Source organism: Exiguobacterium sp. s56, assembly GCF_018618255.1.
GTDB classification, from domain to species: domain Bacteria; phylum Bacillota; class Bacilli; order Exiguobacteriales; family Exiguobacteriaceae; genus Exiguobacterium; species Exiguobacterium chiriqhucha.
Genome location: NZ_JACSLR010000008.1, coordinates 25,100 through 47,934, shown reverse-complemented (window position 1 = coordinate 47,934; position 22,835 = coordinate 25,100). Strand labels below are relative to the sequence as shown.

Genomic DNA, 22,835 nt, shown 5'->3' with positions numbered 1-22,835 from the left:
CAAAGGAGTGATCAATCATGAAACGGGTGAGTGGAGTCATCATAGGGATGGCAGTCGCCTTATTACTAAGTCAAGTCTGGTCGAGTTCAGATTCGGAGGACACCGTGACCATCCTAGCAGCGGCAAGCTTAGGACCGGCTTTGGAAGAGGTCGAGCGACAACTTGAAGCGGAATTCGATGGGATTGATGTTCGGGTCGTGACGAACGGGAGCGGCGCTTTGCGAGCACAAATCAATCACGGGTCTCCGGCAGATATCTTTTTAGCCGCGAGCGTTGACGATGTCGACCGATTACAAATCCCGATTCTAGAGCGGGATATGTTCTTGCATAACGAATTGTGGCTCGTAACACCGAAAGGGAAACCGTGCGCGGAGACGTGGGACGACTTAAATACATGTGCTCGCATCGTCATCGGTGATCCAATCAATGTCCCGGCCGGTCGTTACGCAAAAGTGGCGCTCGAAGGGGAAGATGTGTGGGAGGAAGTGGAGCCGCGAGTCATGTTCGCCCAAAACGTGAGACAAGTGCTGACGCTCATCGAACAAGGTGACGCCAATGCGGGATTCGTTTATAAAACGGAACTCACGACGGACATCGAGTCGATTCAGTCGGTCCCGTTTGAAGCGACGGGTGCGATTTCGTATCCGGCAGTTCGCTTAACGCATGATCCATACGTCCGCGATATCTATGCGCGTTTGTTTGATGATGAGATTCAAGCTCACTTTTTGGCGAAAGGATTTTCCAAATGACGCAATCTCCACTTCAACTCACATTCGAAGTCGGGATGATGGCGACGGTGAGCGCCTTCGTCCTTGCCTTCGGAGCGGCCTATTTCATGCATCACCGTCGATTTAAAGGAAAGCGGCTGCTGGAGACAGTGTTCTTACTGCCGCTTATCTTGCCGCCGACAGTCATCGGGCTATACGCCTTGATTGTCCTTGGGAACAACGGGATCGGTGGGTTCTTGCCCGTCACCATCTTGTTCACCAAACAGGCGAACGTCATCGCGTCCGCCTTGGCCGCGTTTCCGCTCATCTACCAAACAATTCGTCTCGGGCTCAAACAACTCGATGCAGAATGGTATGAGGCCGGACGCGTGCTCGGCGGGTCAGAGCGTCAACTGTTCACTTACGTGACGATTCCACTGCTGCTACCCGCGTTGACGAGCGGCTTCGTCCTCGGTTTCGCACGGTCAATCGGCGAGTTCGGGATCACGATGATGATTGCCGGGAACATTCCTGGCGAGACGATGACACTTGCCACTGCGATTTATATGGCGACAATCAACGGCGATATGAAGCAAGCGCTCATCTGGAGTGGATGGTTGGTTGGTTTGGCGTTTTTAGTCCTATGGCTGAGTGAACGTTATGGCAAACGTCAATATTAGTCAATCACGTCGACTTTTTTCACATAAGACCGGTTCGGAGTATTTAAGATACTTGGGCCGGTCTTTTTCCAAATGTGGACGTGGTCCCCGACAGCGATTTGTTCGAACGTGGCTTTCACTTGAAACTTGAACCAACTTACGTCTTCCGGTTCACTTTGCGCGAAAAGAGTGTCAGGAGAGAGCGTGGCCTCTTCTGCAGTGATGCCGCTGATGACGAGTGCGGTGCGGTCAGACTCATTTATTTCAATCACATATCCTTCGACGTCTGGCTCGGTCGTCGCCCGGTTAGCGAAGACAAACCCGATGGAAAAGACGACGAGCATGGCCGCGATGGTGAGGAATAACATGATTTTGAATGATGATTTCATAAGGGAACGCCTCCTTCGTTCATTATTCTGTCACGTCTCGAATCGCTTATCTGTGAAAAAAGTAACAGTTAAGTCGAGATGTCATCTTTATGATGAAACTATGAAGTCGCTCGGAAAGAGAAGGAGGAACACATATGTCCGATCGTTATTTTTATTCGACCGCTGCAAAGTGGTCGTTTGTAGGATTCACAGCCTTGGTGCTCTCTACGTGGGTCGCGTCGGCAGGATTTGAGCACGTGGACATGGCGTTGTTCGGCTACTATATCGCCGCCGTCATTTGCATGATTGGGATGGTCGTTCGTTTGACGTTATTCTTTGCACGGCCGGCCACTTCGCAAGTATTGAAGCGGAGCCTCAAACAAATGAAGGCAGAAAAGAAACGGGCCAGTAAAGCCGTCGCCACGACAACTGTCAATAACATCGTCTTACAGAAGTTCATCTGGGAACGTGGCTGGTACCGCTGGACCCAACATATGTTGATCGCCTGGGGATGCCTCGGGTCGTTCGCCATCACGTTCGGCTTGACGTTCCAATGGATGCGCTTTGATTTGATTGATATCGAGACGTATCAAATCGTCGTCTTCAACATCCCGACCATCAAAATGGCCGCGCATGGGTTGTTCGCCGAGCTTGTCTATAACGGCTTGAACATCACCGCGCTCATGTTGCTCGTCGGAGTGCTCATGGCCCTCTATCGCCGGATTAACGACCAGGACGTGAAAGTGACACAGCGGTTCGAATTTGATATTTTACCGCTCCTCATGTTGCTCATCGTCACCGTATCAGGTCTCTTGTTGACCGTGTCGTACGTATTCTTCGGCGGCTTCATTCATCATGAACTCGCCTTGTTCCATCAATTGACCGTCATCATCTTTTTATGCTACTTCCCGTTCGGTAAACTGTTCCACTTGCCGGTCCGACCGATGGCAGCCAGCGTACCGATGAACTACCGGGAAGTCGAAGCGGATGAGACGCGTGTCTGCGCTGGGTGTGGCACACGCTATGCAACGGACAATCAAGTCGAGGACGTCCAAGCGATTTTACAAGCACAGACGATTCAGCTCGGACTCAGTGACGGGACCCAGCTGTCGGATTACTGCCAACCGTGTCGACGTTCGATGCGTGTGAAGATGCAGTTGAACTTGATGAATGGACAGTTGTCGACGCACCCGGTCGATACGAATACCGGCATGTCGATGCCAGGGTTCGGCCGGCCGAAGGAGACGAAAGATGAGGCAAAAGATGAGACACCTGTGCGTTAAATGCGGAGAACCGACCGGGACGCTTGAAGAAATCGAGCAAGTGAAACAAATGCTCGAAGGGTCGGACCAACTCGTGAAAGTCGATGCGGCACATACGGTCCAAGACCTCTGTCACGCCTGTCGTCGTCGGGCCCGGCTCGATTCGGCGCTTGGGCGGCCAGGAAGTGACGGGATGCATTATCCGCTTCAAACGATTAACGGCTATCACGTCAGTGGATTTTCAAAACGAAGAGCGGAGACGTTCTATGGAGGGGAAGACGATGAGTGACTTTTTAACGTCGCCAGAAGTACAGAACTTAATCAAACCTGGTGAGAAACTGATTACGACCCATTGTTGCTACTGCGGGATGCAGTGCGGCATGCACATCCGGGTCGATGAGAAGACCGGGGCCGTCAAAGGCGTCGAACCACGCTACGATTTCCCGGTGAATAAAGGCAAGCTTTGCCCGAAAGGCGTCACGGCCTATCAAACGATTGAGCATCCGGACCGCATCCTCACACCGCTCATCAAGCGGAATGGCAAGTTTGAGAAAGCGACATGGGACGAAGCGCTCGACGTGATCGAAGCGAACTTTAAACGGATTCAACGAGAGCACGGAAAGGATGCGGTGTCTGTCTTCGGCGGCGTCTCGATGACGAATGAGAAATGTTACCTCGTCGGGAAGTATGCGCGGGTCGCACTCGGCACACGATTCATCGACTATAACGGCCGCTTCTGTATGTCATCTGCCGCCGGCGGTTTCTTAAAGACACTCGGGATTGACCGCGGGGCGACGCTCCCGTGGACGGAGTTCGAGCATGTCGACACGTTCTTTGTCGCCGGTTCGAATATCGCCGAATGTCATCCGACGACGACGCAGCATATTTGGAAAGCGAAGGACAAAGGCGCGAAAATCATCGTCGCCGACCCGCGTGAGATTCCGATGGCGCGTGTCGCCGATGTCCACCTCGATTTGAAACCGGGGACGGATGCGGCGCTTGCGATGGGACTGCTCAACTTTTTAGTCGAACACGATTATGTCGATCAAGCGTATGTGGATGAGCGTTGCGATAACTACGAAGAGTTGAAGGCGTCGGTCCGTGACTGGACGCTCGAACGGACGAGTGACGTGACGGGAATCGCTATCGAAAAACTTGAAAAGGCAGGCCACATTTACGGAAAGAGCCCACGGTCGGTCATGTTGTTTGCCCGTGGTGTCGAACAACAGTCAAAAGGCGTCGACAACGTCTCGCTCTACACGTCGATGGCACTTCTGCGCGGCATGGTCGGAAAATTCGCCTCGGGTGTCGCTACGATGACCGGGCAAGGGAATGGCCAAGGCGGACGAGAACATGGACAAAAAGCCGATTTGTTACCGGGCTACCGGAAGTTAACTGACTCGAAAGCCGTCGAATATGTGAGCGGTGTCTGGGGCATCGATCCTTCTGAGATGCCAAAACCAGGGGTGTCTGCATTCGAAATGTTCGATGAGATTCAAGCGGGAACGATTCGGGCGATGCACCTCATGTGTTCGAATCCGGCCGTCTCGGCACCGAACCTACCGTACGTGTGGGACAGTTTCAATAAGCTCGATTTCTTCGTCGTCAGCGACTTCTTCATGTCAGAATCTTGCGAGTTCGCGGACGTCGTCTTGCCGGCTTGTTCGTGGGCCGAAGATGAAGGGACGACGACGAACCTAGAAGGACGTGTCATTCGGATCCGGAAAGTGCGCGAACCGCTCGGAGACTCGCTTCCAGACTGGGAAATCATGAAGCGGATTGCTGAACGGATGGGACGCGGACAGTACTTCCCGTACGAGACGGCGCGTGACATTTGGGAGGAGTTCCGCATCGCGACAAAAGGTGGAGCGGCCGACTACTCCGGAATCACGTGGGAACGAATCGACAACGAATATGGCGTCTTCTGGCCGTGTCCGTCTGAAGACCATCCGGGCACACCGACGATGTTCAAAGAACGGTTTGGGACGGCAAACGGGAAAGCGAATTTGCCCGTCGTCACGTATCGACCGGCCGGCGAATATGCGAATGAAGAATATCCGGTCACGCTCACGACAGGCCGTGTCGTCTTCCATTACTTGTCGGGCAACCAGACGCGTCGTGTCGATTTCTTGAGCACGATGTCAAAATTGCCGTTCGTGGAGATTCATCCCGAGCTCGCCTCAAGTTATGGCCTACAAACGGGTGACAAAGTCGAACTGCGGACACGCCGCGGAGCGATGGTCGTCGAGGCGCGTTTGACGAAGGCGATTCGAAACGATACCGTCTTTGTCCCTTACCATTGGGGCAAAGAGCTCGCCATCAATCAATTGACGAATCCGTGTCTCGATCCGATGTCACGCATGCCTGAGTTCAAAGTATGTGCGGTTCAACTGAAGAAGTTACCGGCGAATACGCCGCTACACATTAACCCGTTGACGGTGCCACTCGGTTCGAGCGTACCGTTCATGGCGGACCATGCGATTGCGACGAGCTGTCACGTCATGGATGAGGAGGTTCATACGAAATGAATAAAGTCATGTATTTAGAATTTGAACGCTGTATCGGCTGTCGAGCTTGTCAGGCGGCTTGCCGCGAATGTGGCGATCATGACGGACTTGAGCGCAACTACGTGGACTATATCGATTTCTCGGAGAACCGTCAGACGTTCCCGATGATCTGTATGCAATGTAAAAATCCAGCTTGTGCTCAAGTGTGTCCGGCCAATGCGATTCAAATCACGCCAGAAGGTGTCGTCTTATCGGCTTCCGAAGAAAAATGTATCGGCTGCCGGAACTGTACGTTCGCTTGTCCGTTCGGGATTCCGAAGTTCGATTTTGAGAAGAACAAGATGTATAAATGCGACATGTGTTACGACCGTTCCAAACATGATATCGCGCCGATGTGTGCGTCAGTTTGTCCGTCAGATGCGATTCGTTTCATTGACCATGACGAGATGATGCAACTGCGTCGTCAGCGCGTTCAAATGAACATGATTGAAGGAAAAAAACCTTCACAAGACGATAAATGGAATTACGTCCCTGAATTCTTTGGCGTCTATTCCGACTGAGGCAGAAAGGAAGATGACTTATGTCGAAAGATTCAAAAGAGCGGGAACGGTTATCCGCACTTGTCGATAACTTGAGTCGGGCCGATGATGTGAAACTGAACCGACGGGCCTTCATCAAATCGACGTTTGGGGCCGGCATCGCGCTCGGTCTCGCGACGGTCCCGTTCAATATCGCGACCTTCGTTCGAAGCGAGCCGAGAACCGACCGTCAGTTCATCACGACGGTCGCGGCGCTCGAGCGCGGGAAATCACTCGAATTTGAATATCCGGGTACGGAACCATCGTTGCTTGTTCATTTAAAGACCGGTGAGTTCGTCGCCTATAACAACAAATGTACACATCTGCAGTGTCCTGTGTTTTATGTAGAGGAAGAAGATGTGCTCCTCTGCCCATGCCACCGCGGCTACTTCGGTCTGGATGGACAGCCGCAAGCGGGTCCGCCACAACGGGAACTCCCTAAAATTTTGCTTGAGATTGAGAATGGGAAAATCTTTGCGGTCGGAAGAGAGATTCATCATGGGGCGTAACGGTTGGAGTTTAATCGGACTGGTCGTGTTGCTCGCGACGAACATGGTACTCTTGCAATATACAATTGAGAGCTACATGGTGTATGATCATGCCTCGATGCGACTGTATATGATCATCGCTGTCATCAATGTCGGATTGATCGGCTTATTATATCGATATTGGAAAAAAATTGAATATCGTACGAAAGAATAGTCCTCCCCTTGAAACGCTTCCAAATGTTGATTGCGTTTCGAGGGGGTTTGTGTTTAGAATGAAGGCAAGCTTTAATATGGCGCAACGTGTTTTAAGGAAGGTCGGTGGAAATGGCTCATTCAAGTAAAGCGATGGTGCTCGAGGAAACAAAAAAATTGGCACATCGAATCATTCATGTCCCAAAAGGCGGTTTTCTGTTCCGAGAACAAGAAGACGCAGCTGAATTTTATATTGTAAAGAGTGGACTGATCCAAATTTCGAAATTGACGGAAAATGGAAAAGAATTGACGTTACGTTGTTTAAGCGCTGAGGCTTGTTGCGGAGAGTTGACGTTATTCGCAATCGAACCAAAATATTTATTTAACGCCAAGGCGTTAGAAGATAGTGAAATTTACGCGGTCAAAATCGAGCGTATTGAAACGATGATTTTGTCGTCGAACCCGGAATTCGTCCGCGAGTTCATGGTCATGATCAACGAACATATGCGGAAACAGCATACGAAATTTAGAGACTTGGTGCTGAACGGGAAAAAAGGAGCGCTCTACTCGACGCTCATTCGTATGGCGAACAGCTATGGGGTGGAAGTCGAAGACGGCATTCTCATCGACTTGAAACTGAAAAACCAAGAGCTCGCCAACTATTGCGGGACATCGCGTGAACGCGTGAATCGCATGTTGAACGAGCTCGCCCAAGAAGGGATTTTGTCACTCCCTTCCCGTCAAATCATTATCCATGATCTCGACCGGTTGAAACTGCTCAACCATTGTGAGGACTGTCCGGTCTCGGTCTGTGTCATCGATTGATCACATTACGGCGGCAAGCGATAGCTCGCCTTCAAAATGCTCCAATCCATCGGCCTCGATTGTACAGGCCGATACATAAAACTCGCCATCTTCCATCAATTCATAAGACCGGAGCACGCCTTCGGCTAGCTTGATCCCGTTGGCACGGACCTCGACGACGACACCTTCCATCGAGCGGACACGCGCTGCAGATAAAAAGTCGAGCCATCGTTTGAAATGGCGATAAACGGTGACCGTTGTCCCGTCCCCTAAGTAACCGATAACTGCCTGGGCGTCATCGATCGTCACGTCATGGTGAGTGTCGATCCGAACGAGCAAGGTGTGCAGCGCTTCTAGTTCTTCTAACGGACTTTCAAGTGGGAATGTGATATCGAGCCCCGTCTCCGTGAACGCCGCTTCGGCAATCGAGACACCGAAGACGCGGAACACATGGGCCCCATCTTGACTGAAGAAATATGGCTGCAGCGCCAAACGAGCCTCGGATGCGCAATGAATTTGAATAAGATGTGACACAGTTATCCCTCCTCTATTCCTTACGATAAGGAATCGGGGAGGGTTTTTCTGTGTTCAATGTCACAGAACCGAAAGAAAGGCGATTTTGTCACAGATTGATGACAAGCCGATAAAAAAACTCAACATGCGAAATAAGTGTGAAAGAAGGCACACTTTTTTAAGGGAGGGGTCGATAGGATGGGATTAGGATACGAATTGAACCGTTTAGAGGAGGAATAGACAATGCAACAATTAGACAAAGGGTCGCATGCACTCGCCGAGTGGAAGCCAGAGGACGTGGGGTTCTGGGAAGGGACGGGGAAACAAGTCGCCAATCGCAACCTACTTGTCTCAGTCCCGGCCCTGACGCTTGCGTTCATCGTTTGGCAGATGTGGTCGGTCGCGGCCGTCCAATTGAATTCGATTGGATTCAGCTTTACTCAAGGCCAATTATTCACGTTGGCCGCACTGCCTGGACTTGTCGGGGCGTCGTTGCGCTTTTTCTACACGTTTGCGAACAGTATATTCGGCGGGCGGAACTGGACGATCTTCTCGACGTCGATTTTGTTGTTGCCGCTCCTTGGTATCGCCTACGCCGTGCAAAACGTCAACACACCGTATTGGGTGTTCATGATTTTGGCCGCTCTTTGCGGACTAGGTGGGGGGAACTTCTCGTCGTCAAACGCCAATATCGGTGCGTTTTATCCGAAAGCGAAAAAAGGGACGGCGCTTGGGATTAACGGAGGCATCGGGAACTTGGGCGTCTCGCTCGTTCAATTGATCACACCGCTTGTCATCACGACGAGTATATTCGGATTCATTGGCGGCAACGCCCTCGTGACTGAGACCGGGCAACAGATTTGGCTCCAAAACGCGGCGCTGCTTTGGGTCGTGCCGACCATCATATTGACAGTCTGTGCCTACTTGTTCATGGATAACTTACCGACGGCACGCCAATCGATTCGAGAACAGGCGAGCGTGTTCAAAGACAAGCACTTTTGGATTCAAACGTTGCTCTACACGGCGGCCTTCGGTTCGTTCATCGGATATGCCGCTGCGTTCCCGATGATTTTGAAATTAAAGTTCCCTGAATCGGACTTGTTGGCACTCGCCTTCCTTGGTGCGTTCCTCGGCGCTTCCTCACGTCCATTCGGAGGTTGGATTAGTGATAAGGTCGGAGCGGCCAAAGTGACATTGGTCGTGTTCGGTGTCATGGCGCTCGGGACGATGAGTGTCATCCTGGCCATCACGAACGACAACTTGACGATGTTTTTCATCTCGTTCGTCGTTCTGTTCATCGCGACCGGACTCAACTCCGGTGCGACGTTTGCGATGATTCCCCACGTGTTTGTGGCAACGAAGACACCGGCCGTCGTCGGATTCTCGGCAGCGTTTGCCGCTTACGGCGCCTTCTTCATTCCGAAGATGTTCGGCTGGTCGCTCGAACTCGTCGGTTCGTTCAATGGCGCGTTGTTCGTCATGCTCGGACTCTATGCAATTTCAATCGTCACTACAATTTATTATTACTTGCGCAGCGGGGCTGAAAAGCCGATTCGCTGACAATCCGAAGTGGGGACTGTGAAGGTCCCTGCTGTCGTTGATGGATAGAAAGGATGAATCAAGATGACCCCATGGACCGATCGACGGAGACGACCGTTGGAAGACTTACGCATCTCAGTCATTGACAAATGCAACTTTCGTTGCCGGTACTGTATGCCGGAAGAAGCGTTTCGCCACCACCAGTTTTTAAAGCGAGATGAATTGCTATCGTTTGACGAGATTGAGCGCTTCGTTCGCATCATCGCCCCGCATGGCGTGAAAAAAGTGCGCCTAACTGGAGGTGAACCGTTACTTAGACCGAATCTTGATGAATTGATTCGCCGTCTTCGTGCGGTCACGACCATCGAGACGATTGGCTTGACGACGAACGGCGTCTATTTAGAACGGATGGCGAAAGCGTTGAAGCAAGCCGGGCTTGACCGGGTCAACGTCAGTCTAGACGCCTTATCGGCCGAGACGTTCGGGATGATGAACGGACGCGGCACGTCGCCCGAGACGGTGTTACGGGGAATCGATGAGGCGAAACGACAAGGACTCGAAGTGAAAGTGAACATGGTCGTCCGGAAAGGATGGAATGATCATGAAGTCGCTCCGATGGCGGCGTATTTCAAAGAACGGAACATCACGCTCCGTTACATCGAGTTCATGGACGTTGGCACGGCAAACGAGTGGAACGTCGAACACGTCGTGTCGTCTGAATCGATTCTCGACGTGCTGCGCCAACAGAACGGCTTGCTTGAACCTCTCGCGCCCGAAGCGCTCGGCGAGGTCGCGCAACGTTACCGTTACACGGATGGGGCGCAAGTCGGTTTCATCTCCTCGGTCAGCCAACCTTTCTGCGGAACGTGTACGCGAGGGCGTCTATCGAGCGACGGTAAATGGTACACGTGCCTGTTCGCAGAAGACGGTACTGACATTCGTGAACTGCTCCGTAGCGGGGCGAGCGATGAATTAATTGCCATGACATTGAAAATGGTATGGGAAGTACGGGACGACCGCTATTCGGAAGAACGGTCGCGAACGGGGAGCCGAACACGCAATCGGATTGAAATGAGTTATATCGGAGGGTGAAGACGATGCAAGCACACAATCATGTACATCAAAACACACAGCGTGTCCGGGCCGCGATTTTGACGATTTCGGATACGCGCACACTCGATACGGATGTGTCAGGCGAACATATTTGTACGTTGTTAAAAGAAGAAGCGCACACGGTCACGTACCGCGAGATCACGAAAGATGACCCATTTGAAATCGAGGCGGCCGTCAGACGAATGGTCGACGAAAAAATGGACGTCATCTTGACGACCGGGGGAACGGGCATCACGAAACGGGACGTCACCATCGAGACGATTCGACCGCTGCTCGACCGGGAGATGGTCGGCTTCGGCGAACTGTTCCGTTACGTCAGTTTCGCGGAAGATATTGGACCGGCGGCGATGTTGTCGCGTGCTCTCGCCGGACGAATCGGGGATACGATTATCTTCTCGATGCCAGGATCGCGCGGCGCCGTCGATTTGGCGATGACCCGCTTGATTCTCCCCGAGCTCTCCCATATCGTCTGGGAAGCGACACGATGATTGGCATCGTCTTGGCGGGTGGGAAGTCACGTCGGTTCGGGTCTCCAAAATGGAAAGCCCGTTATGAGGATGTCTCATTTGAAGACCGGGCCCGACAGACGCTTAGTACCACGACGACGTCCCAATGGAGCGTTGTGCCAGCCGGACAGTCGATGACATCCTATCAACTCGAAGATGACAGAGAATGGCGTGGCATGGGGCCGCTCGCCGGCATCGTTACCGTCATGCGGCACGTCCCGAGTGAGTGGTACGCCGTCTGTGCGTGTGATACACCTTTGTTGCCGCCGACCGTTTATGAACGGCTTGCGATAGAACGAGGGAATCAGCCAGTTGTCGCCTACGCCGACGATCGCATCCATCCGCTCATCGCCTTGTACCCCCGCTCGATGATGTCCCGGTTTGAAGCCGCGTTACGTCGAGGCGAACGGGCGGTCATGCCTCACTTGACAGAGGCGACAATCGTCTCGTTTGCTGAACGGGACTGGTTTAAGAATGTGAATACACCGAGTGATTATGAAGAAGTGCTAGGAAAGGAAGTGAAGTGATGGAGAAGGTGTCGACCCTGTTTCGTAAGCCGCTCGCCGTTGACGAGGCGGTCATCCGTGTCCAAGAAGCGACGGGAAAAGGTCGGACGGAAACGGTACCGTTGTATCGAGCGAACGGCCGGATTTTAGCGATGGATCTCATTGCGACGCATGACGTTCCGGCATTTAATAAATCCCCGTATGACGGTTTTGCTGTCCGGTCCGCGGATTTGTTGAGAGCGAGCCGCGATGAACCGATCACCTTGCCCGTTCAATACGTTCAGGGAGCCGGGCACGTCGGAGAACCGTTACGCGAGGGCCAAGCGATTCGCATCATGACCGGGGCAAAAATTCCAGCCGGAGCCGACGCGGTCGTCATGCTCGAACTCGTACAAGCAGATGAACGAGTCGTGACGTTCAAACGACCGGTCCGCGATGCCAATATCTCCTATCGCGGGGAAGATATGGCGACGGGGACGAATATCGTCGACCGAGGCACCCGCATTAATCCGGGCGTCATCGCCTTGCTCGCTACGTTCGGGTATGAGCAGGTCGACGTATACGTAAAACCGCACATCACCGTGTTTGCGACCGGTGATGAGCTCGTCGAACCGGGACAGAAAAAAGCCGACGGGCAAATCTGTAATTCGAATGCGTATATGATTCTCGCTCAAATCGAGGCACTCGGTGGCGCGGCGACATATGGCGGCATCTTGCCGGATACGTTCGCTTCGACGAAGCAAGCAATTGCCGAGGCACTTCAGACAAGTGACGCCATCGTCACGACAGGCGGGGTATCGGTCGGAGATTTTGATTATTTACCGGATGTGTATGACGCGCTCGGGGCGACAGTGCTGTTCAATAAAGTTGGGATGCGGCCAGGGTCCGTCACGACGGTCGCGCACGTCGAAAATCGGTTGTTGTTCGGATTATCCGGGAATCCGTCGGCGTGTTTTGTCGGCACAGAACTGTTTGTCGGCACGTATATGAAGACGTTATTCGGGCAAGCGGAGCGACCTGTCATTCAGGCGGAACTCGGTGTCGATTTCCCGAAACCGAATCCGTTCGACCGGTTCGTGCGTGGACATGTGACGATTGATGCGACCGGGCAGACGGTCGTTCATCCGAACGGTAAAGATAAGTCGGGCATCGTCTCCTCGCTCGCGACGTGTAACGCGTTGATTCATCTGCCAGGCGGGACGAGAGGGTTTCAAAAAGGGGACTCGGTGCGATGTCGAATCATCGATCAGCTTTGATTTTACAAGTGGTCGGCTATCAAAATAGTGGTAAGACATCGTTCGTCTCCGAGCTGACAGCACGCTTGTCGGCGACGGGGCTCCGTGTCGGCGTCATCAAACACCACGGTCACGGAGGGTCGTTCGACTTGCCGATGACGGACTCGCATCGTCACGCGTTGGCCGGTGCCGTGCTATCGAGTGTGATCGGTGAAGACGGGACGTTGATCGAGTGGCAAGCGGTCGATACGTTTGAGTTGCTTCTCAACTGGTACGAGGCGCACGTCGACATCGTGCTCATCGAAGGCTACAAGCAGAAAGACTATCCGAAAGTGGTGCTCGTGCGAGACGGGCATGAACAACCGGTCGATGTGACGAACGTGATCGCACGCGGAGATTCCGTGGCAGACAAGGACCGGTTGATGCGTTTAGTGGAAAGGTGGATGGAGGATGAAATGGTATCAAGTGAATGAACATCCGCTCGAACCGATGGCACTTTACGAAACGGTCCGGCATCGAAACGTCGGGGCGGTCGTGCTGTTTATCGGGACGGTGCGAGAAATGACTGGTTCTAAGCAGACCGAACTCTTGGAGTATGAATCATACGTGCCGATGGCCGAGAAGATGCTCGAACAGATCGCGACAGAAGTGGCGGAACGTTGGCCTGGTGCGTTGACGGCGATCCATCACCGGATTGGACGACTCGATATCATGGAAGAGGCGGTCGTCATCGCGACGAGTTCTTCCCATCGCGCCGACGCCTACGAGGCGAATCGTTACGCCATCGAACGGATCAAAGAAATTGTCCCGATTTGGAAACGGGAGCATTGGACCGACGGCACGAAATGGATCGGTGATCAAAAAGAACAACACCCAGGACGCCCGGAAGGAGTGACGTACACATGATTGAGGTATTATGTTTTGCCCACGTGGCAGAAGAGTTGGCGGTCCGGTCCTATACCGTTTCGGCGCCACAAACAATCGCCGCCTTGCGAGCGGATTTGTCCGAGCGGGGCGTGTCGGGAGCGGAACGTCTCATGTTCGCGGTCAATGAGCGTTATGAGACGGACGAATACACGGTTGTAGACGGGGACACGGTCGCCGTCATCCCAATGGTGAGCGGAGGGTAAACGATGGAATTGACACATATGAACGACCAAGGGCGGGCGCGGATGGTCGATGTCTCGGATAAATCGGAAACGACACGTACTGCTCGGGCCCGTACATCAGTTGAACTAAGCGGTGAACTCAAACAACTCATCACGGACGGTGGTCTTGCAAAAGGGGATGTACTCGCCGTCGCCCAAGTGGCTGGCATCATGGCCGCCAAAGAGACGAGCCGCATCATCCCGATGTGTCATCCACTTGCCTTGAAAAAAGTCGATTTGACGTTCGAATGGGACGGGACACAGCTCATCATCGAGTCGTTCGTGAAGACGAAAGGCGATACCGGTGTTGAGATGGAAGCATTGACGGCCGCATCGGTCGCGGCGTTGACCGTATACGATATGACGAAAGCGGTCGATAAAGGCATCGTCATCGGACCGACGTACTTGCTTGAGAAACAAGGCGGGAAGTCAGGGGACTATGTCCGATGACACATATCCCGGAACGTTACGCGCGGCAGGCCCGGTTTCACGGCATCGGAGTGGATGGACAAGAACGTCTGATGGAGAAACGAGTGCTCGTCGTCGGTCTCGGTGCGCTTGGGGCGGCCGTGAGCGATCAACTTGTTCGGGCCGGCGTCTCACTTATCCTCGTCGACCGCGACTATGTCGAGGTGACGAACTTACAACGACAGACGCTCTATACGGAACAGGACGCACGTGCCGAGACGCCGAAAGCGGTCGCGGCGCTCGAACGCCTGCGGGCCATCAACTCAGACGTTGAGTTGGACGCACAGATCGCCGATGTATCGTGGGATTGGCTTCGGCCTTTGCCGTCCGTTGATCTCGTCTTGGACGCAACCGATAACGTCGAGACACGTCTTCTATTGAATGATTTCGCACTCGAGCGCGGCATTCCGTTCTTGTTTGCCTCTTGCGTCGGGGCATACGGCATGAACTACACGGTGATGCCGGGAGAAGCGCCGTGTCTTCGTTGTCTCATGCGTCATTTGCCATTAGCCGGACAGACGTGCGCGACAGCGGGGGTGGTGGCTCCCATCGTGCAACACGTGGCGAGCCGTCAAGCCGTTGAGGCGTTGAAATATTTGACGGGGCGTTATGAACAGATGGAGCGCCGACTGTTGATTGAAGACATGTGGGAGAATCAGTCACAGCGGCTCGATGTCGCCCGGCTCGTTGACGTGGTTTGTCCGTCTTGCCAGACCAATGACTACCCGAGTCTCGTTTCAAGTCGACAGCATACAGCGCTTCTATGCGGTCGTGACGTCGTCCAAGTCCGTCGTTCCATCGAAGGGCTTGACCCGATCGCGCATCTACTTGAGCGTGCGGACATCGCCGTGAAGCAGACCCCGTTCACGTTGGAGTGGCGATGGCGGAATCATCGGATGCTCTTGTTCAAAGACGGAAGAGTCCTCGTCCACGGGGTTGACGATGCGCATGTCGCGGTCGCGATGGTCGACGAGTGTCTCGGCACATAAAAGAAGTGTCCCCCAAAAACGGCGGACACTTCTTTTTGGTTAGCGCGGAATCGTGAGCACTTGTCCGACACTGATCAAGCTGACATTCGTAATATTGTTGGCGGCCGCGATTTTAGCGACAGTCGTGTTATACATCGTCGCAATCTTATAGAGTGTGTCGCCTGACTTAACGGTATATTTCACGGTCGTCGCAGGTGGTGGTGTGACGGTTGTGCCTGGGATGACAAGCACTTGTCCGACATAGATGGAGTTGACGTTCGTAATATTGTTGGCGGCGGCAATCTTAGCGACGGTCGTTTTGTACAAAGTGGCGATCTTATAGAGCGTGTCTCCCGATTTGACCGTGTACTTGACGGTCGTCGTAGGTGGTGGTGTGACGGTCGTACCCGGGATGACGAGCACTTGTCCGACAGAAATTAAGTTGTAGTTCGTGATCTTGTTGGCGGCAGCGAGCGCAGCGACAGTGACACCGTAAGCCCGAGCAATGCTGTAGAGCGTATCACCTGATTTGACGGTGTAAGTCTTGCTAGTCGATGTGTTTTGGTAAGCGAGCAGTTGAGAGACGGTGACGAACTTGTAGCCTTTCGCTTTCAACTGAGAAATCATTGTCGGCAAGGCGAGCGGTGTACCTGGTGCACCGGCACCGGTGTGCATCAAGACGATTGAGCCTGGTTTGATGTTCGCCTGGACTTTCGTATTGATTTGGCTAGCAGTCAGTCCTTTCCAGTCAATCGTATCGATGTTCCATTGAATCGTATAGCCGTAGCCGGCAGCGCCGACTCCGCTCAACACGGCGCTATTGACGGCGCCGAAAGGTGCCCGAAAGATTGGTTTTGTCGTTTTGCCAGTAAGCGATTTAATGAGCGCTTCCGTCCGATCAAGTTCTGATTTCATTTGCGTGGCGGTCAACTTTGTGAAGTCTGGATGGGTATACGAATGGTTACCGAGTTGGTGACCTTTAGCGGCGATGTTTTTAATGTATTGAGGATGGTTATTGGCGCCTGATCCAGTCAAAAAGAAAGTGGCTTTGACGTTGTTCTTGGCAAGTATGTCCAAAATTTTGTTCGTATTCGCACCATCCGCTCCGTCATCAAACGTCAACGCGACGACTTTACTCGTCGTGTTCACGCTCGTGATGAATTTCGAAGCGGCGGCGTCAGCCGATTTTGGATAAGCGACTAACGGTGCCAGCATGATCAACAAGGCCATCAATACACGTACGAACTTGCTCTTCATTTTGGTTTCGCCTCCATTCTTAGGTGTATGTATCTTGATGTTAAGGTTTTCCATATATTGAGCTGCATATATATTTTATATACCCCATTTTAGTGGTAAACATCGTCTAACCCTAAAAATAGGCAAAGGAATTTTTGGATAACGACCCTCAAATTTTGTGTTCAATTTATGAGTGACAAACGTGTCAAATATCACACAATCCTCACACATTTCCTAAAAAAGGGTGCTATCATGAACAATGTGTGAAGAATGTAAGCGATTAAATAGGGGGATTCAACATGAGCAAATCAATGAAACGGTTCGGGGTGGCATTTGGTCTCGTCGGTCTGTTCGTCCTTGGGGCGTGCGGAGCCGATGAAACGACCAGTGGTACGGAGATGGTGCAGTCGATGGAACCGGTGGAAGCAGAATTGAACGTGCCGGCCTCGGCAGATAAAGACGAGGCAGTCACATTGGCAGTTCGCGTCACACAAGACGGGAAAGCGGTCGATGACGCCGACGAGATTAAGTTCGAGGTCTGGAAAAATGGCGCCAAGGAAGAGAGTGAGATGACGAAAGCGTCGCTCACAGAAGATGGAGTCTACGAGGCGGAGACGACGTTTGTCGAAGAAGCAGTTTACACGGTGCAAGTCCATGTGACGGCCCGTTCGATGCATACGATGCCGACGACGAACGTGACGGTCGGCCATCCGGAGACGGCGGCCGAGGCCGAAGCTGAGGAAGACCATCACAACCACGCGGGAGCGGACATCTTCCTTAATCCGACTCAAGCTGTCGCCAAGGAAGTCCAACCGTTCACCGTCAACGTCGAAATTGAGCATGAGGCGTTGACGGGAGCGGACGTCCAACTCGAAGTGTTCAAAGACGGAGCGGACAAGCACGACTGGGTGAAGCTTGAGGAAACGACAGCTGGAAACTATGCAGGTGAGCATACGTTCCCTGAAAAGGGCACGTACAATGTGCAAGTCCATGTGACGAAAGGCCACGACATCCATGAACACATCATGGAGACGGTCGAGGTCAAATAAAAAAATCGATCGGCCGCGGCCGATCGATTTTCTTATGCGTTCTGATAGAGCGATTCGACTTGCTGTTGAAGCGATTCGTTCTCGAGGAACTCATCGTACGTCGCTTCTTTGTCGACAATCCCGTTCGGTGTCACTTCGATGATGCGCGTGGCAATCGTCGAGATGAGCTGATGGTCATGCGAGCTGAAGAGGAGTACGCCTTTGAACGTTTCGAGACCGTTGTTGAGCGCTGTGATCGACTCGAGATCCAAGTGGTTCGTCGGATCGTCGAGGACGAGGACGTTCGAGTTCGAGAGCATCATTTTCGAGAGCATGCAACGCACTTTCTCTCCCCCTGAGAGGACAGATGCTTTCTTCATGACTTCTTCGCCTGAGAAGAGCATACGTCCGAGGAAACCGCGAAGGAACGTATCCGACTCGTCGGCTGGTGAGAACTGGCGTAACCAATCCAAGATGCTCTTATCCGAGCCTTCGAAGTATTCCGAGTTGTCTTTCGGGAAGTACGACTGTGTCGTCGTCACGCCCCATTTGACCGTACCCGTGTCCGGTTCCATCTCGCCCATGATGATTTTGAAGAGAGTCGTAATGGCAACGTCCGAACGGCCGACGAATGCGACTTTGTCCGTCTTGTTGAGTGAGAACGTGACGTTGTCGAGTACTTTGACGCCATCAATCGTCTTCGAGACGTTGTCGACGTAGAGCACGTCGTTCCCGATTTCACGTTCCATCGAGAAACCGACGAACGGATAGCGACGTGATGATGGACGGATATCGTCGAGCGTGATTTTATCGAGCAACTTCTTACGCGACGTCGCTTGACGCGCCTTCGAGGCGTTCGAGCTGAAACGGGCGATGAAGTTTTGAAGTTCTTTGATTTTCTCTTCTTTTTTCTTGTTCTGATCGTTGGCCATACGCGAAGCGAGTTGGCTCGACTCGTACCAGAAGTCGTAGTTCCCGACGTACAATTGGATCTTCCCGAAATCAAGGTCGGCCATGTGCGTACAGACTTTGTTCAAGAAGTGACGGTCGTGGGATACGACGATGACGGTATTCTCGAAGTTGATCAAGAACTCTTCGAGCCATTGGATCGCTTTGAGGTCAAGACCGTTCGTCGGCTCATCGAGGAGAAGAATGTCAGGTTTGCCAAACAATGCTTGAGCAAGGAGGACTTTGACTTTCTCGCCACCTGTGAGCTCGCTCATGAGCTTGTGGTGTGATGCATCCGTGATCCCTAGTCCTTGAAGGACCATGGCAGCTTCTGATTCGGCTTCCCAACCGTTCATCTCAGCGAATTCGCCTTCGAGTTCAGCAGCGCGCATACCATCTTCGTCAGAGAAATCTTCCTTCATATAGATGGCGTCTTTCTCTTTCATGACTTGATACAAACGCTCGTGGCCCATGATGACCGTCTCGAGTACCGCTTGATCTTCGTACGCGTAATGGTCCTGTTTAAGGACAGCGAGGCGTTCGCCAGGCGAGAAGCTGACGTCACCTGTTGTCGTCTCTTGCTCACCGGCAAGAATTTTTAAGAATGTTGATTTCCCGGCGCCGTTTGCGCCGATCAAGCCGTAACAGTTGCCTGGTGTGAACTTGATGTTCACGTCTTCGAACAACTTGCGTCCACCGAATTGGAGACTTACGTTATTTACTGTAATCATGTATAGGATCCCTCGTTTTTCTGATTTGTTTACGACGTGTATTGTATCACGTTTTTGGAAAACGCGCAGTCGTGGGGAAAAATGAAACGAACGTTGACGAGATTCGTATAGCTTGATAAGGGGGAATTCAAATGAAAACATCACTATCCATTCGCGAGGCGTGGTCGAACTATTATCGGAACGACTTTCTACGACTGTGGATCCTTTTCATCATTACCGGCATCGGGTCGTACTTCTTGTTTCGATCGTTTATCGCACCCGATCAAGTAGACGAGATTTTAGCCCAGCTCGGAGATACGTTTGAATCGAGGGGCTTGACGTTCGATACGAGCGCGCGCGAGACGATGATCGCCTTGTTCGTGAACAATACACGCGTCACGTTGTTCGCTTTCCTGCTCGGGATGATTCCGCTCTTCATTCCATACGTGTTCGTCGTCATCAACGCCGCTGTCATCGGTTTAGTCGCCATGCTCGTCGGGTTCGCCGGCGAATCGGTCGTCCGGGTCATCGTGCTCGGCATCTTGCCGCACGGAATCACCGAGATTTCGGCCATCTTGCTCGGAGCGGCGATGGGATTATCGCTCAACCGTTACGTGTGGAAGAAACTGCGCGGGAAAGAGACGGACGTCACGTTCAAGGCGCTATTTGTGGCAGGCGTGAAGATGTTTCTCTCCATCGCGGTGCCGCTCCTCGCCATTTCGGCCGTCATCGAGGCATACGTGACCCCACTGTTGTTAAAGTAAAAAAGCCATCAGCGATGGCTTTTTTACTTGAAATGATTCGTTGTCTCAACGCAACGGATCATACGAATCCCTTCTGTGGTCAGCTCGCCGTTCACTTGCCACATTTCTAGTCCGTCCGCAATCGCCTCGCGAATCATCTGGCGAATCCGTGCGTCTTGTTTCCGGTTCGGATTGCCGGTGAACACGGGCGCGTCGTATAGGAAGACATACAGCAGGACAGCCCGTTTGGTTTCAGGCAACGTCGCAATCAACGTCTCGAGATGCCGCATCAACCGTTCGGTCTCGACCGGTCTCGTCACCGCACGTCGTTCAAAGCGCGAGAGAGGCGTCACAAACAACTCGGTGAGTGGTGCCTTCACTTCCATATAAACACCATCGACCTTGAAATCGAGTCGTGATGACCCGACGACTTGCTCACGCCCCACCTGTTTGGGGGAAGGAAAGACCGGTAATGCGTCCGTGTCCAAACAATGCGCGACGAAATCGTTGGCGCGACCTTGATGAATCCCGATCCATTGTCCATCCGCATCGATTGAGACGGCTTCTACCGTGTAGGCCGTGTGCCGTCGCGGGTCGTTCGTCGTCGAGACGAGACAAGGCACCCCGTCAAAGACGAGATCGCCGATGCGGCCTGTGACCGGACAGTGACAGGCGACGACGGTGTCACCGAGCAACACGTCCATCACGAACCGATTGCGCCGTTTCAAGATGATCCCTTCATGCAGGGGTTGTGCGAAGCGATACATCGTCAGTCGACGCGTGTGACCGTCGTGTCGAGCTCGAACGTGACGTTGCCGGCCAAGGCGCGTGAAATCATGCAACCGTCTTTCGCTTTTTTAGCAATCCGTTCGACGAGCGTGAGGTCACGGTCTGTGGCTGTTGCCGGCACGTTGATGCGGGTCGTGTAGCGAATCGTCTCATACGTGAAGACGCCGTTCGTCACGTCGACGATGCCTTCGGCGTCGATGGTGATGCCACGGTGCGGCAGGTCACTGCGCCCGAGCATGGCCGCGAGCGTGATGATATAGCAAGTAGCTGCAGCACCGAGAAGCATCTCATCAGGGTTCGTCCCGATGCCGGGCCCATCCATTTCCGGGGGAATCGAGATTTGTGTTTTCAACCGTTCAGCCTCGAGCGTACCGACGTCATTGCGTCCGCCGGTCCAGTCGAGGTTCATTTGAAACGTATGCTTCATAAAAATCGCCTCCAATGTCTCTATTCTAGAAGAGAACGATTGGAGGCGCATGTGTTATGCTCGCGCGCGTTCAGCGAACGTGCGGAGCGTCTGGATGATGACATGGGTCGCTTTTTCCATGTTGTTGACGGAGACGTACTCGAACTTGCCGTGATAGTTCTCGCCGCCCGTGAAGATGTTCGGGGTCGGGAGTCCCATATACGACAGTTGCGAGCCGTCTGTCCCGCCGCGAATCGGTTCGATTTTCGGTTCGATACCGAGTTCGAGCATGACATCGGCGACCGTGTCGACGATATGTTTCACCGGCTCGATTTTCTCGGCCATGTTGTAGTATTGGTCGTCCATCTTCAAGTCGATGCGCGCTTCGCCGTATTTCTGTTTCCATTCGACGACGAGTTTTTCAAGCAACGCTTTGCGCGCTTCGAACTTCGTGCGGTCGTGGTCGCGGATGATGTATTGGAGCGTCGTCGTCTCCACGTCGCCAGAGAAGCCGTTCAAATGGAAGAAGCCTTCATAGTCGCTCGTATGCTCTGGCGCCTCATCGGCCGGAAGGCGGTTGTGGAATGCCATCGCCAATTTCATCGAGTTGACCATCTTGTTTTTGGCACTGCCCGGGTGAACGTTCGTCCCATGGAACGTGACCGTGGCACCGGCGGCGTTGAAACTCTCATATTGGAGTTCGCCGAGCGAGCCACCGTCCATCGTATAGGCGAAGTCGGCGTTGAAGCGGGCGACGTCGAACTTGTGCGGGCCGCGGCCAATCTCTTCGTCCGGTGTGAAGGCGATGCGGACCGGTCCGTGCGGAATTTCCGGATGGGCCAATAAGTATTCGACAGCGGTGACGATTTCAGCCATGCCGGCTTTATCATCGGCCCCGAGCAGCGTCGTCCCATCTGTCGTGATGAGCGTATGGCCGACGTAGCCGTCGAGTTCCGGGAAGTCACGCGGCGACAAGATGACACCGAGCGCCTCGTTCAAGACGATATCGCCACCCTCGTAATGCTCGACTAGTTGCGGGTTGACGTTCGTCCCGGTGAAGTCGGTCGCCGTATCGACGTGGGCGAGGAGCCCGATTGTCGGTACGTCATGGTCGACGTTGCTCGTAAGCGTGGCGAACAAGTAGCCGTATTCATCCGTCTCGACGTCTTCGAGTCCAATCGCTTTCAACTCGGTCTCGAGATGGCGAATCAAATCCCATTGTTTCGCCGTCGACGGTGTCGTCTCACTCGTGAAGTCGGACTGTGTGTCAATTTTTGCATACGTGATTAAACGTTCAATCAATTTCGATTGCATGGTCTGCCTCCTCTGATGAATCTGTTCTCATTTAGTTTAGCATGAGAGCCGTTTTGAAAAGTATCGAAATTTTTTGAAAATAAAAAGAGAGGCGCAATGG

Annotated in this window: 28 protein-coding genes; 21 read left to right on the top strand and 7 right to left on the bottom strand. The window is 53.0% G+C overall.

Going from position 1 to position 22,835, the window contains the following annotated elements; all coding sequences use genetic code 11:
- The first annotated feature begins 17 nt into the window (after nucleotides 1–17).
- Nucleotides 18–749: a molybdate ABC transporter substrate-binding protein gene (modA, locus tag KNP71_RS09045; RefSeq protein WP_214830531.1), complete on the top strand. Its 732-nt coding sequence runs from the start codon at nucleotides 18–20 to the stop codon at nucleotides 747–749.
- Nucleotides 746–1,387: a molybdate ABC transporter permease subunit gene (gene modB / locus KNP71_RS09040; protein ID WP_214830530.1), complete on the top strand. Its 642-nt coding sequence runs from the start codon at nucleotides 746–748 to the stop codon at nucleotides 1,385–1,387. Before modA ends, modB begins: the two co-directional genes overlap by 4 nt.
- On the opposite strand, the gene KNP71_RS09035 is transcribed toward modB, so the two are convergent.
- Nucleotides 1,384–1,755, bottom strand: coding sequence for a DUF3221 domain-containing protein (locus KNP71_RS09035; RefSeq protein ID WP_214830529.1), 372 nt, complete (start codon nucleotides 1,753–1,755; stop codon nucleotides 1,384–1,386). The genes modB and KNP71_RS09035 overlap by 4 nt on opposite strands.
- A 134-nt stretch (nucleotides 1,756–1,889) precedes the next feature.
- Here KNP71_RS09035 and KNP71_RS09030 point away from each other — a divergent pair, with 134 nt between their 5' ends.
- The 7 genes from KNP71_RS09030 to KNP71_RS09000 all read left to right on the top strand — a co-directional run bounded on the left by KNP71_RS09030 (nucleotide 1,890) and on the right by KNP71_RS09000 (nucleotide 7,586).
- Nucleotides 1,890–3,017, top strand: coding sequence for an MFS transporter (locus KNP71_RS09030; protein WP_214830528.1), 1,128 nt, complete (start codon nucleotides 1,890–1,892; stop codon nucleotides 3,015–3,017).
- Nucleotides 2,998–3,285 carry a hypothetical protein gene (locus tag KNP71_RS09025; protein WP_021068018.1) on the top strand — a complete coding sequence of 96 codons (288 nt, stop codon included), beginning with the start codon at nucleotides 2,998–3,000 and terminating at the stop codon, nucleotides 3,283–3,285. The genes KNP71_RS09030 and KNP71_RS09025 overlap by 20 nt, the downstream gene beginning before the upstream one ends.
- A complete protein-coding gene (locus tag KNP71_RS09020; protein ID WP_214830526.1) occupies nucleotides 3,278–5,524 on the top strand; it encodes a molybdopterin oxidoreductase family protein in 2,247 nt (748 codons plus the stop codon). The genes KNP71_RS09025 and KNP71_RS09020 overlap by 8 nt, the downstream gene beginning before the upstream one ends.
- The gene (locus tag KNP71_RS09015) at nucleotides 5,521–6,063 is read left to right on the top strand and encodes a 4Fe-4S dicluster domain-containing protein (RefSeq protein ID WP_021068020.1); all 543 of its coding nucleotides are present in this window, start codon (nucleotides 5,521–5,523) and stop codon (nucleotides 6,061–6,063) included. The genes KNP71_RS09020 and KNP71_RS09015 overlap by 4 nt, the downstream gene beginning before the upstream one ends.
- Before the next feature lie 20 nt (nucleotides 6,064–6,083).
- Entirely contained in the window at nucleotides 6,084–6,590 is a 507-nt protein-coding gene (locus KNP71_RS09010; protein ID WP_214830524.1) for a QcrA and Rieske domain-containing protein, read from the top strand.
- The gene (locus KNP71_RS09005; protein ID WP_114164953.1) at nucleotides 6,580–6,783 is read left to right on the top strand and encodes a hypothetical protein; all 204 of its coding nucleotides are present in this window, start codon (nucleotides 6,580–6,582) and stop codon (nucleotides 6,781–6,783) included. Before KNP71_RS09010 ends, KNP71_RS09005 begins: the two co-directional genes overlap by 11 nt.
- A 110-nt stretch (nucleotides 6,784–6,893) precedes the next feature.
- Entirely contained in the window at nucleotides 6,894–7,586 is a 693-nt protein-coding gene (locus KNP71_RS09000) for a Crp/Fnr family transcriptional regulator (protein WP_214830522.1), read from the top strand.
- Here KNP71_RS09000 and KNP71_RS08995 read toward each other — a convergent pair whose 3' ends face one another.
- Nucleotides 7,587–8,099 carry a hypothetical protein gene (locus KNP71_RS08995; protein WP_214830520.1) on the bottom strand — a complete coding sequence of 171 codons (513 nt, stop codon included), beginning with the start codon at nucleotides 8,097–8,099 and terminating at the stop codon, nucleotides 7,587–7,589.
- Nucleotides 8,100–8,321: 222 nt separating this feature from the next.
- Between KNP71_RS08995 and KNP71_RS08990 the strand changes: the two genes are divergently transcribed.
- The 10 genes from KNP71_RS08990 to KNP71_RS08945 all read left to right on the top strand — a co-directional run bounded on the left by KNP71_RS08990 (nucleotide 8,322) and on the right by KNP71_RS08945 (nucleotide 15,582).
- Nucleotides 8,322–9,638 (top strand): MFS transporter, encoded by a 1,317-nt coding sequence (locus KNP71_RS08990; RefSeq protein WP_214830518.1) that lies wholly within the window; start codon nucleotides 8,322–8,324, stop codon nucleotides 9,636–9,638.
- A 63-nt stretch (nucleotides 9,639–9,701) separates the two neighbouring features.
- On the top strand, nucleotides 9,702–10,709 hold the full coding sequence (gene moaA, locus KNP71_RS08985; RefSeq protein ID WP_114164946.1) for a GTP 3',8-cyclase MoaA: 1,008 nt from the start codon (nucleotides 9,702–9,704) through the stop codon (nucleotides 10,707–10,709).
- A 5-nt stretch (nucleotides 10,710–10,714) separates the two neighbouring features.
- Entirely contained in the window at nucleotides 10,715–11,218 is a 504-nt protein-coding gene (locus KNP71_RS08980; RefSeq protein WP_214830515.1) for a MogA/MoaB family molybdenum cofactor biosynthesis protein, read from the top strand.
- Nucleotides 11,215–11,763 carry a molybdenum cofactor guanylyltransferase gene (locus KNP71_RS08975; RefSeq protein WP_214830513.1) on the top strand — a complete coding sequence of 183 codons (549 nt, stop codon included), beginning with the start codon at nucleotides 11,215–11,217 and terminating at the stop codon, nucleotides 11,761–11,763. Before KNP71_RS08980 ends, KNP71_RS08975 begins: the two co-directional genes overlap by 4 nt.
- The gene (locus tag KNP71_RS08970; RefSeq protein ID WP_214830511.1) at nucleotides 11,763–12,998 is read left to right on the top strand and encodes a molybdopterin molybdotransferase MoeA; all 1,236 of its coding nucleotides are present in this window, start codon (nucleotides 11,763–11,765) and stop codon (nucleotides 12,996–12,998) included. The genes KNP71_RS08975 and KNP71_RS08970 overlap by 1 nt, the downstream gene beginning before the upstream one ends.
- On the top strand, nucleotides 12,974–13,450 hold the full coding sequence (gene mobB, locus KNP71_RS08965) for a molybdopterin-guanine dinucleotide biosynthesis protein B (RefSeq protein ID WP_214830509.1): 477 nt from the start codon (nucleotides 12,974–12,976) through the stop codon (nucleotides 13,448–13,450). Before KNP71_RS08970 ends, mobB begins: the two co-directional genes overlap by 25 nt.
- On the top strand, nucleotides 13,428–13,883 hold the full coding sequence (locus KNP71_RS08960) for a molybdenum cofactor biosynthesis protein MoaE (protein ID WP_114164939.1): 456 nt from the start codon (nucleotides 13,428–13,430) through the stop codon (nucleotides 13,881–13,883). Before mobB ends, KNP71_RS08960 begins: the two co-directional genes overlap by 23 nt.
- Nucleotides 13,880–14,107 carry a MoaD/ThiS family protein gene (locus KNP71_RS08955; protein WP_214830508.1) on the top strand — a complete coding sequence of 76 codons (228 nt, stop codon included), beginning with the start codon at nucleotides 13,880–13,882 and terminating at the stop codon, nucleotides 14,105–14,107. Before KNP71_RS08960 ends, KNP71_RS08955 begins: the two co-directional genes overlap by 4 nt.
- Before the next feature lie 3 nt (nucleotides 14,108–14,110).
- Nucleotides 14,111–14,575, top strand: a complete 465-nt coding sequence (moaC, locus tag KNP71_RS08950) for a cyclic pyranopterin monophosphate synthase MoaC (RefSeq protein WP_214830507.1) — start codon at nucleotides 14,111–14,113, stop codon at nucleotides 14,573–14,575.
- Nucleotides 14,572–15,582, top strand: a complete 1,011-nt coding sequence (locus KNP71_RS08945; protein WP_214830506.1) for a ThiF family adenylyltransferase — start codon at nucleotides 14,572–14,574, stop codon at nucleotides 15,580–15,582. Before moaC ends, KNP71_RS08945 begins: the two co-directional genes overlap by 4 nt.
- A gap of 39 nt (nucleotides 15,583–15,621) precedes the next feature.
- On the opposite strand, the gene KNP71_RS08940 is transcribed toward KNP71_RS08945, so the two are convergent.
- Nucleotides 15,622–16,818 (bottom strand): LysM peptidoglycan-binding domain-containing protein, encoded by a 1,197-nt coding sequence (locus tag KNP71_RS08940; RefSeq protein ID WP_214830505.1) that lies wholly within the window; start codon nucleotides 16,816–16,818, stop codon nucleotides 15,622–15,624.
- A gap of 278 nt (nucleotides 16,819–17,096) precedes the next feature.
- Here KNP71_RS08940 and KNP71_RS08935 point away from each other — a divergent pair, with 278 nt between their 5' ends.
- The gene (locus KNP71_RS08935) at nucleotides 17,097–17,846 is read left to right on the top strand and encodes a FixH family protein (protein ID WP_214830504.1); all 750 of its coding nucleotides are present in this window, start codon (nucleotides 17,097–17,099) and stop codon (nucleotides 17,844–17,846) included.
- Nucleotides 17,847–17,878: 32 nt separating this feature from the next.
- Here KNP71_RS08935 and KNP71_RS08930 read toward each other — a convergent pair whose 3' ends face one another.
- Nucleotides 17,879–19,504 (bottom strand): ABC-F family ATP-binding cassette domain-containing protein, encoded by a 1,626-nt coding sequence (locus tag KNP71_RS08930; protein ID WP_034780623.1) that lies wholly within the window; start codon nucleotides 19,502–19,504, stop codon nucleotides 17,879–17,881.
- Between the two features lie 131 nt (nucleotides 19,505–19,635).
- On the opposite strand from KNP71_RS08930, the gene KNP71_RS08925 reads away from it, so the two are divergent.
- Nucleotides 19,636–20,247 carry a stage II sporulation protein M gene (locus tag KNP71_RS08925; RefSeq protein WP_214830503.1) on the top strand — a complete coding sequence of 204 codons (612 nt, stop codon included), beginning with the start codon at nucleotides 19,636–19,638 and terminating at the stop codon, nucleotides 20,245–20,247.
- Nucleotides 20,248–20,270: 23 nt separating this feature from the next.
- Here KNP71_RS08925 and KNP71_RS08920 read toward each other — a convergent pair whose 3' ends face one another.
- The 3 genes from KNP71_RS08920 to pepT are packed head-to-tail and all read right to left on the bottom strand — an operon-like array spanning nucleotide 20,271 to nucleotide 22,735.
- On the bottom strand, nucleotides 20,271–20,993 hold the full coding sequence (locus KNP71_RS08920) for a DNA/RNA nuclease SfsA (RefSeq protein ID WP_214830501.1): 723 nt from the start codon (nucleotides 20,991–20,993) through the stop codon (nucleotides 20,271–20,273).
- Nucleotides 20,994–20,995: 2 nt separating this feature from the next.
- On the bottom strand, nucleotides 20,996–21,442 hold the full coding sequence (locus tag KNP71_RS08915; protein WP_214718558.1) for an SACOL1771 family peroxiredoxin: 447 nt from the start codon (nucleotides 21,440–21,442) through the stop codon (nucleotides 20,996–20,998).
- Nucleotides 21,443–21,496: 54 nt separating this feature from the next.
- On the bottom strand, nucleotides 21,497–22,735 hold the full coding sequence (pepT, locus tag KNP71_RS08910) for a peptidase T (protein WP_214830499.1): 1,239 nt from the start codon (nucleotides 22,733–22,735) through the stop codon (nucleotides 21,497–21,499).
- Nucleotides 22,736–22,835 lie beyond the last annotated feature (100 nt).

Coding starts and splice junctions, on each gene's coding strand:
- moaC (WP_214830507.1), top strand. CDS start 14,111: ATGGAATTGACACATATGAACGACCAAGGGCGGGCGCGGATGGTCGAT.
- KNP71_RS09015 (WP_021068020.1), top strand. CDS start 5,521: ATGAATAAAGTCATGTATTTAGAATTTGAACGCTGTATCGGCTGTCGA.
- modB (WP_214830530.1), top strand. CDS start 746: ATGACGCAATCTCCACTTCAACTCACATTCGAAGTCGGGATGATGGCG.
- pepT (WP_214830499.1), bottom strand. CDS start 22,735: ATGCAATCGAAATTGATTGAACGTTTAATCACGTATGCAAAAATTGAC.
- KNP71_RS08915 (WP_214718558.1), bottom strand. CDS start 21,442: ATGAAGCATACGTTTCAAATGAACCTCGACTGGACCGGCGGACGCAAT.
- KNP71_RS08925 (WP_214830503.1), top strand. CDS start 19,636: ATGAAAACATCACTATCCATTCGCGAGGCGTGGTCGAACTATTATCGG.
- KNP71_RS09025 (WP_021068018.1), top strand. CDS start 2,998: ATGAGACACCTGTGCGTTAAATGCGGAGAACCGACCGGGACGCTTGAA.
- KNP71_RS09005 (WP_114164953.1), top strand. CDS start 6,580: ATGGGGCGTAACGGTTGGAGTTTAATCGGACTGGTCGTGTTGCTCGCG.
- KNP71_RS09035 (WP_214830529.1), bottom strand. CDS start 1,755: ATGAAATCATCATTCAAAATCATGTTATTCCTCACCATCGCGGCCATG.
- KNP71_RS09000 (WP_214830522.1), top strand. CDS start 6,894: ATGGCTCATTCAAGTAAAGCGATGGTGCTCGAGGAAACAAAAAAATTG.
- KNP71_RS08935 (WP_214830504.1), top strand. CDS start 17,097: ATGAGCAAATCAATGAAACGGTTCGGGGTGGCATTTGGTCTCGTCGGT.
- KNP71_RS08975 (WP_214830513.1), top strand. CDS start 11,215: ATGATTGGCATCGTCTTGGCGGGTGGGAAGTCACGTCGGTTCGGGTCT.
- moaA (WP_114164946.1), top strand. CDS start 9,702: ATGACCCCATGGACCGATCGACGGAGACGACCGTTGGAAGACTTACGC.
- KNP71_RS09030 (WP_214830528.1), top strand. CDS start 1,890: ATGTCCGATCGTTATTTTTATTCGACCGCTGCAAAGTGGTCGTTTGTA.
- KNP71_RS08940 (WP_214830505.1), bottom strand. CDS start 16,818: ATGAAGAGCAAGTTCGTACGTGTATTGATGGCCTTGTTGATCATGCTG.
- KNP71_RS08970 (WP_214830511.1), top strand. CDS start 11,763: ATGGAGAAGGTGTCGACCCTGTTTCGTAAGCCGCTCGCCGTTGACGAG.
- modA (WP_214830531.1), top strand. CDS start 18: ATGAAACGGGTGAGTGGAGTCATCATAGGGATGGCAGTCGCCTTATTA.
- KNP71_RS08960 (WP_114164939.1), top strand. CDS start 13,428: ATGAAATGGTATCAAGTGAATGAACATCCGCTCGAACCGATGGCACTT.
- KNP71_RS08930 (WP_034780623.1), bottom strand. CDS start 19,504: ATGATTACAGTAAATAACGTAAGTCTCCAATTCGGTGGACGCAAGTTG.
- KNP71_RS08945 (WP_214830506.1), top strand. CDS start 14,572: ATGACACATATCCCGGAACGTTACGCGCGGCAGGCCCGGTTTCACGGC.
- KNP71_RS08920 (WP_214830501.1), bottom strand. CDS start 20,993: ATGTATCGCTTCGCACAACCCCTGCATGAAGGGATCATCTTGAAACGG.
- mobB (WP_214830509.1), top strand. CDS start 12,974: ATGTCGAATCATCGATCAGCTTTGATTTTACAAGTGGTCGGCTATCAA.
- KNP71_RS09020 (WP_214830526.1), top strand. CDS start 3,278: ATGAGTGACTTTTTAACGTCGCCAGAAGTACAGAACTTAATCAAACCT.
- KNP71_RS08955 (WP_214830508.1), top strand. CDS start 13,880: ATGATTGAGGTATTATGTTTTGCCCACGTGGCAGAAGAGTTGGCGGTC.
- KNP71_RS08980 (WP_214830515.1), top strand. CDS start 10,715: ATGCAAGCACACAATCATGTACATCAAAACACACAGCGTGTCCGGGCC.
- KNP71_RS09010 (WP_214830524.1), top strand. CDS start 6,084: ATGTCGAAAGATTCAAAAGAGCGGGAACGGTTATCCGCACTTGTCGAT.
- KNP71_RS08990 (WP_214830518.1), top strand. CDS start 8,322: ATGCAACAATTAGACAAAGGGTCGCATGCACTCGCCGAGTGGAAGCCA.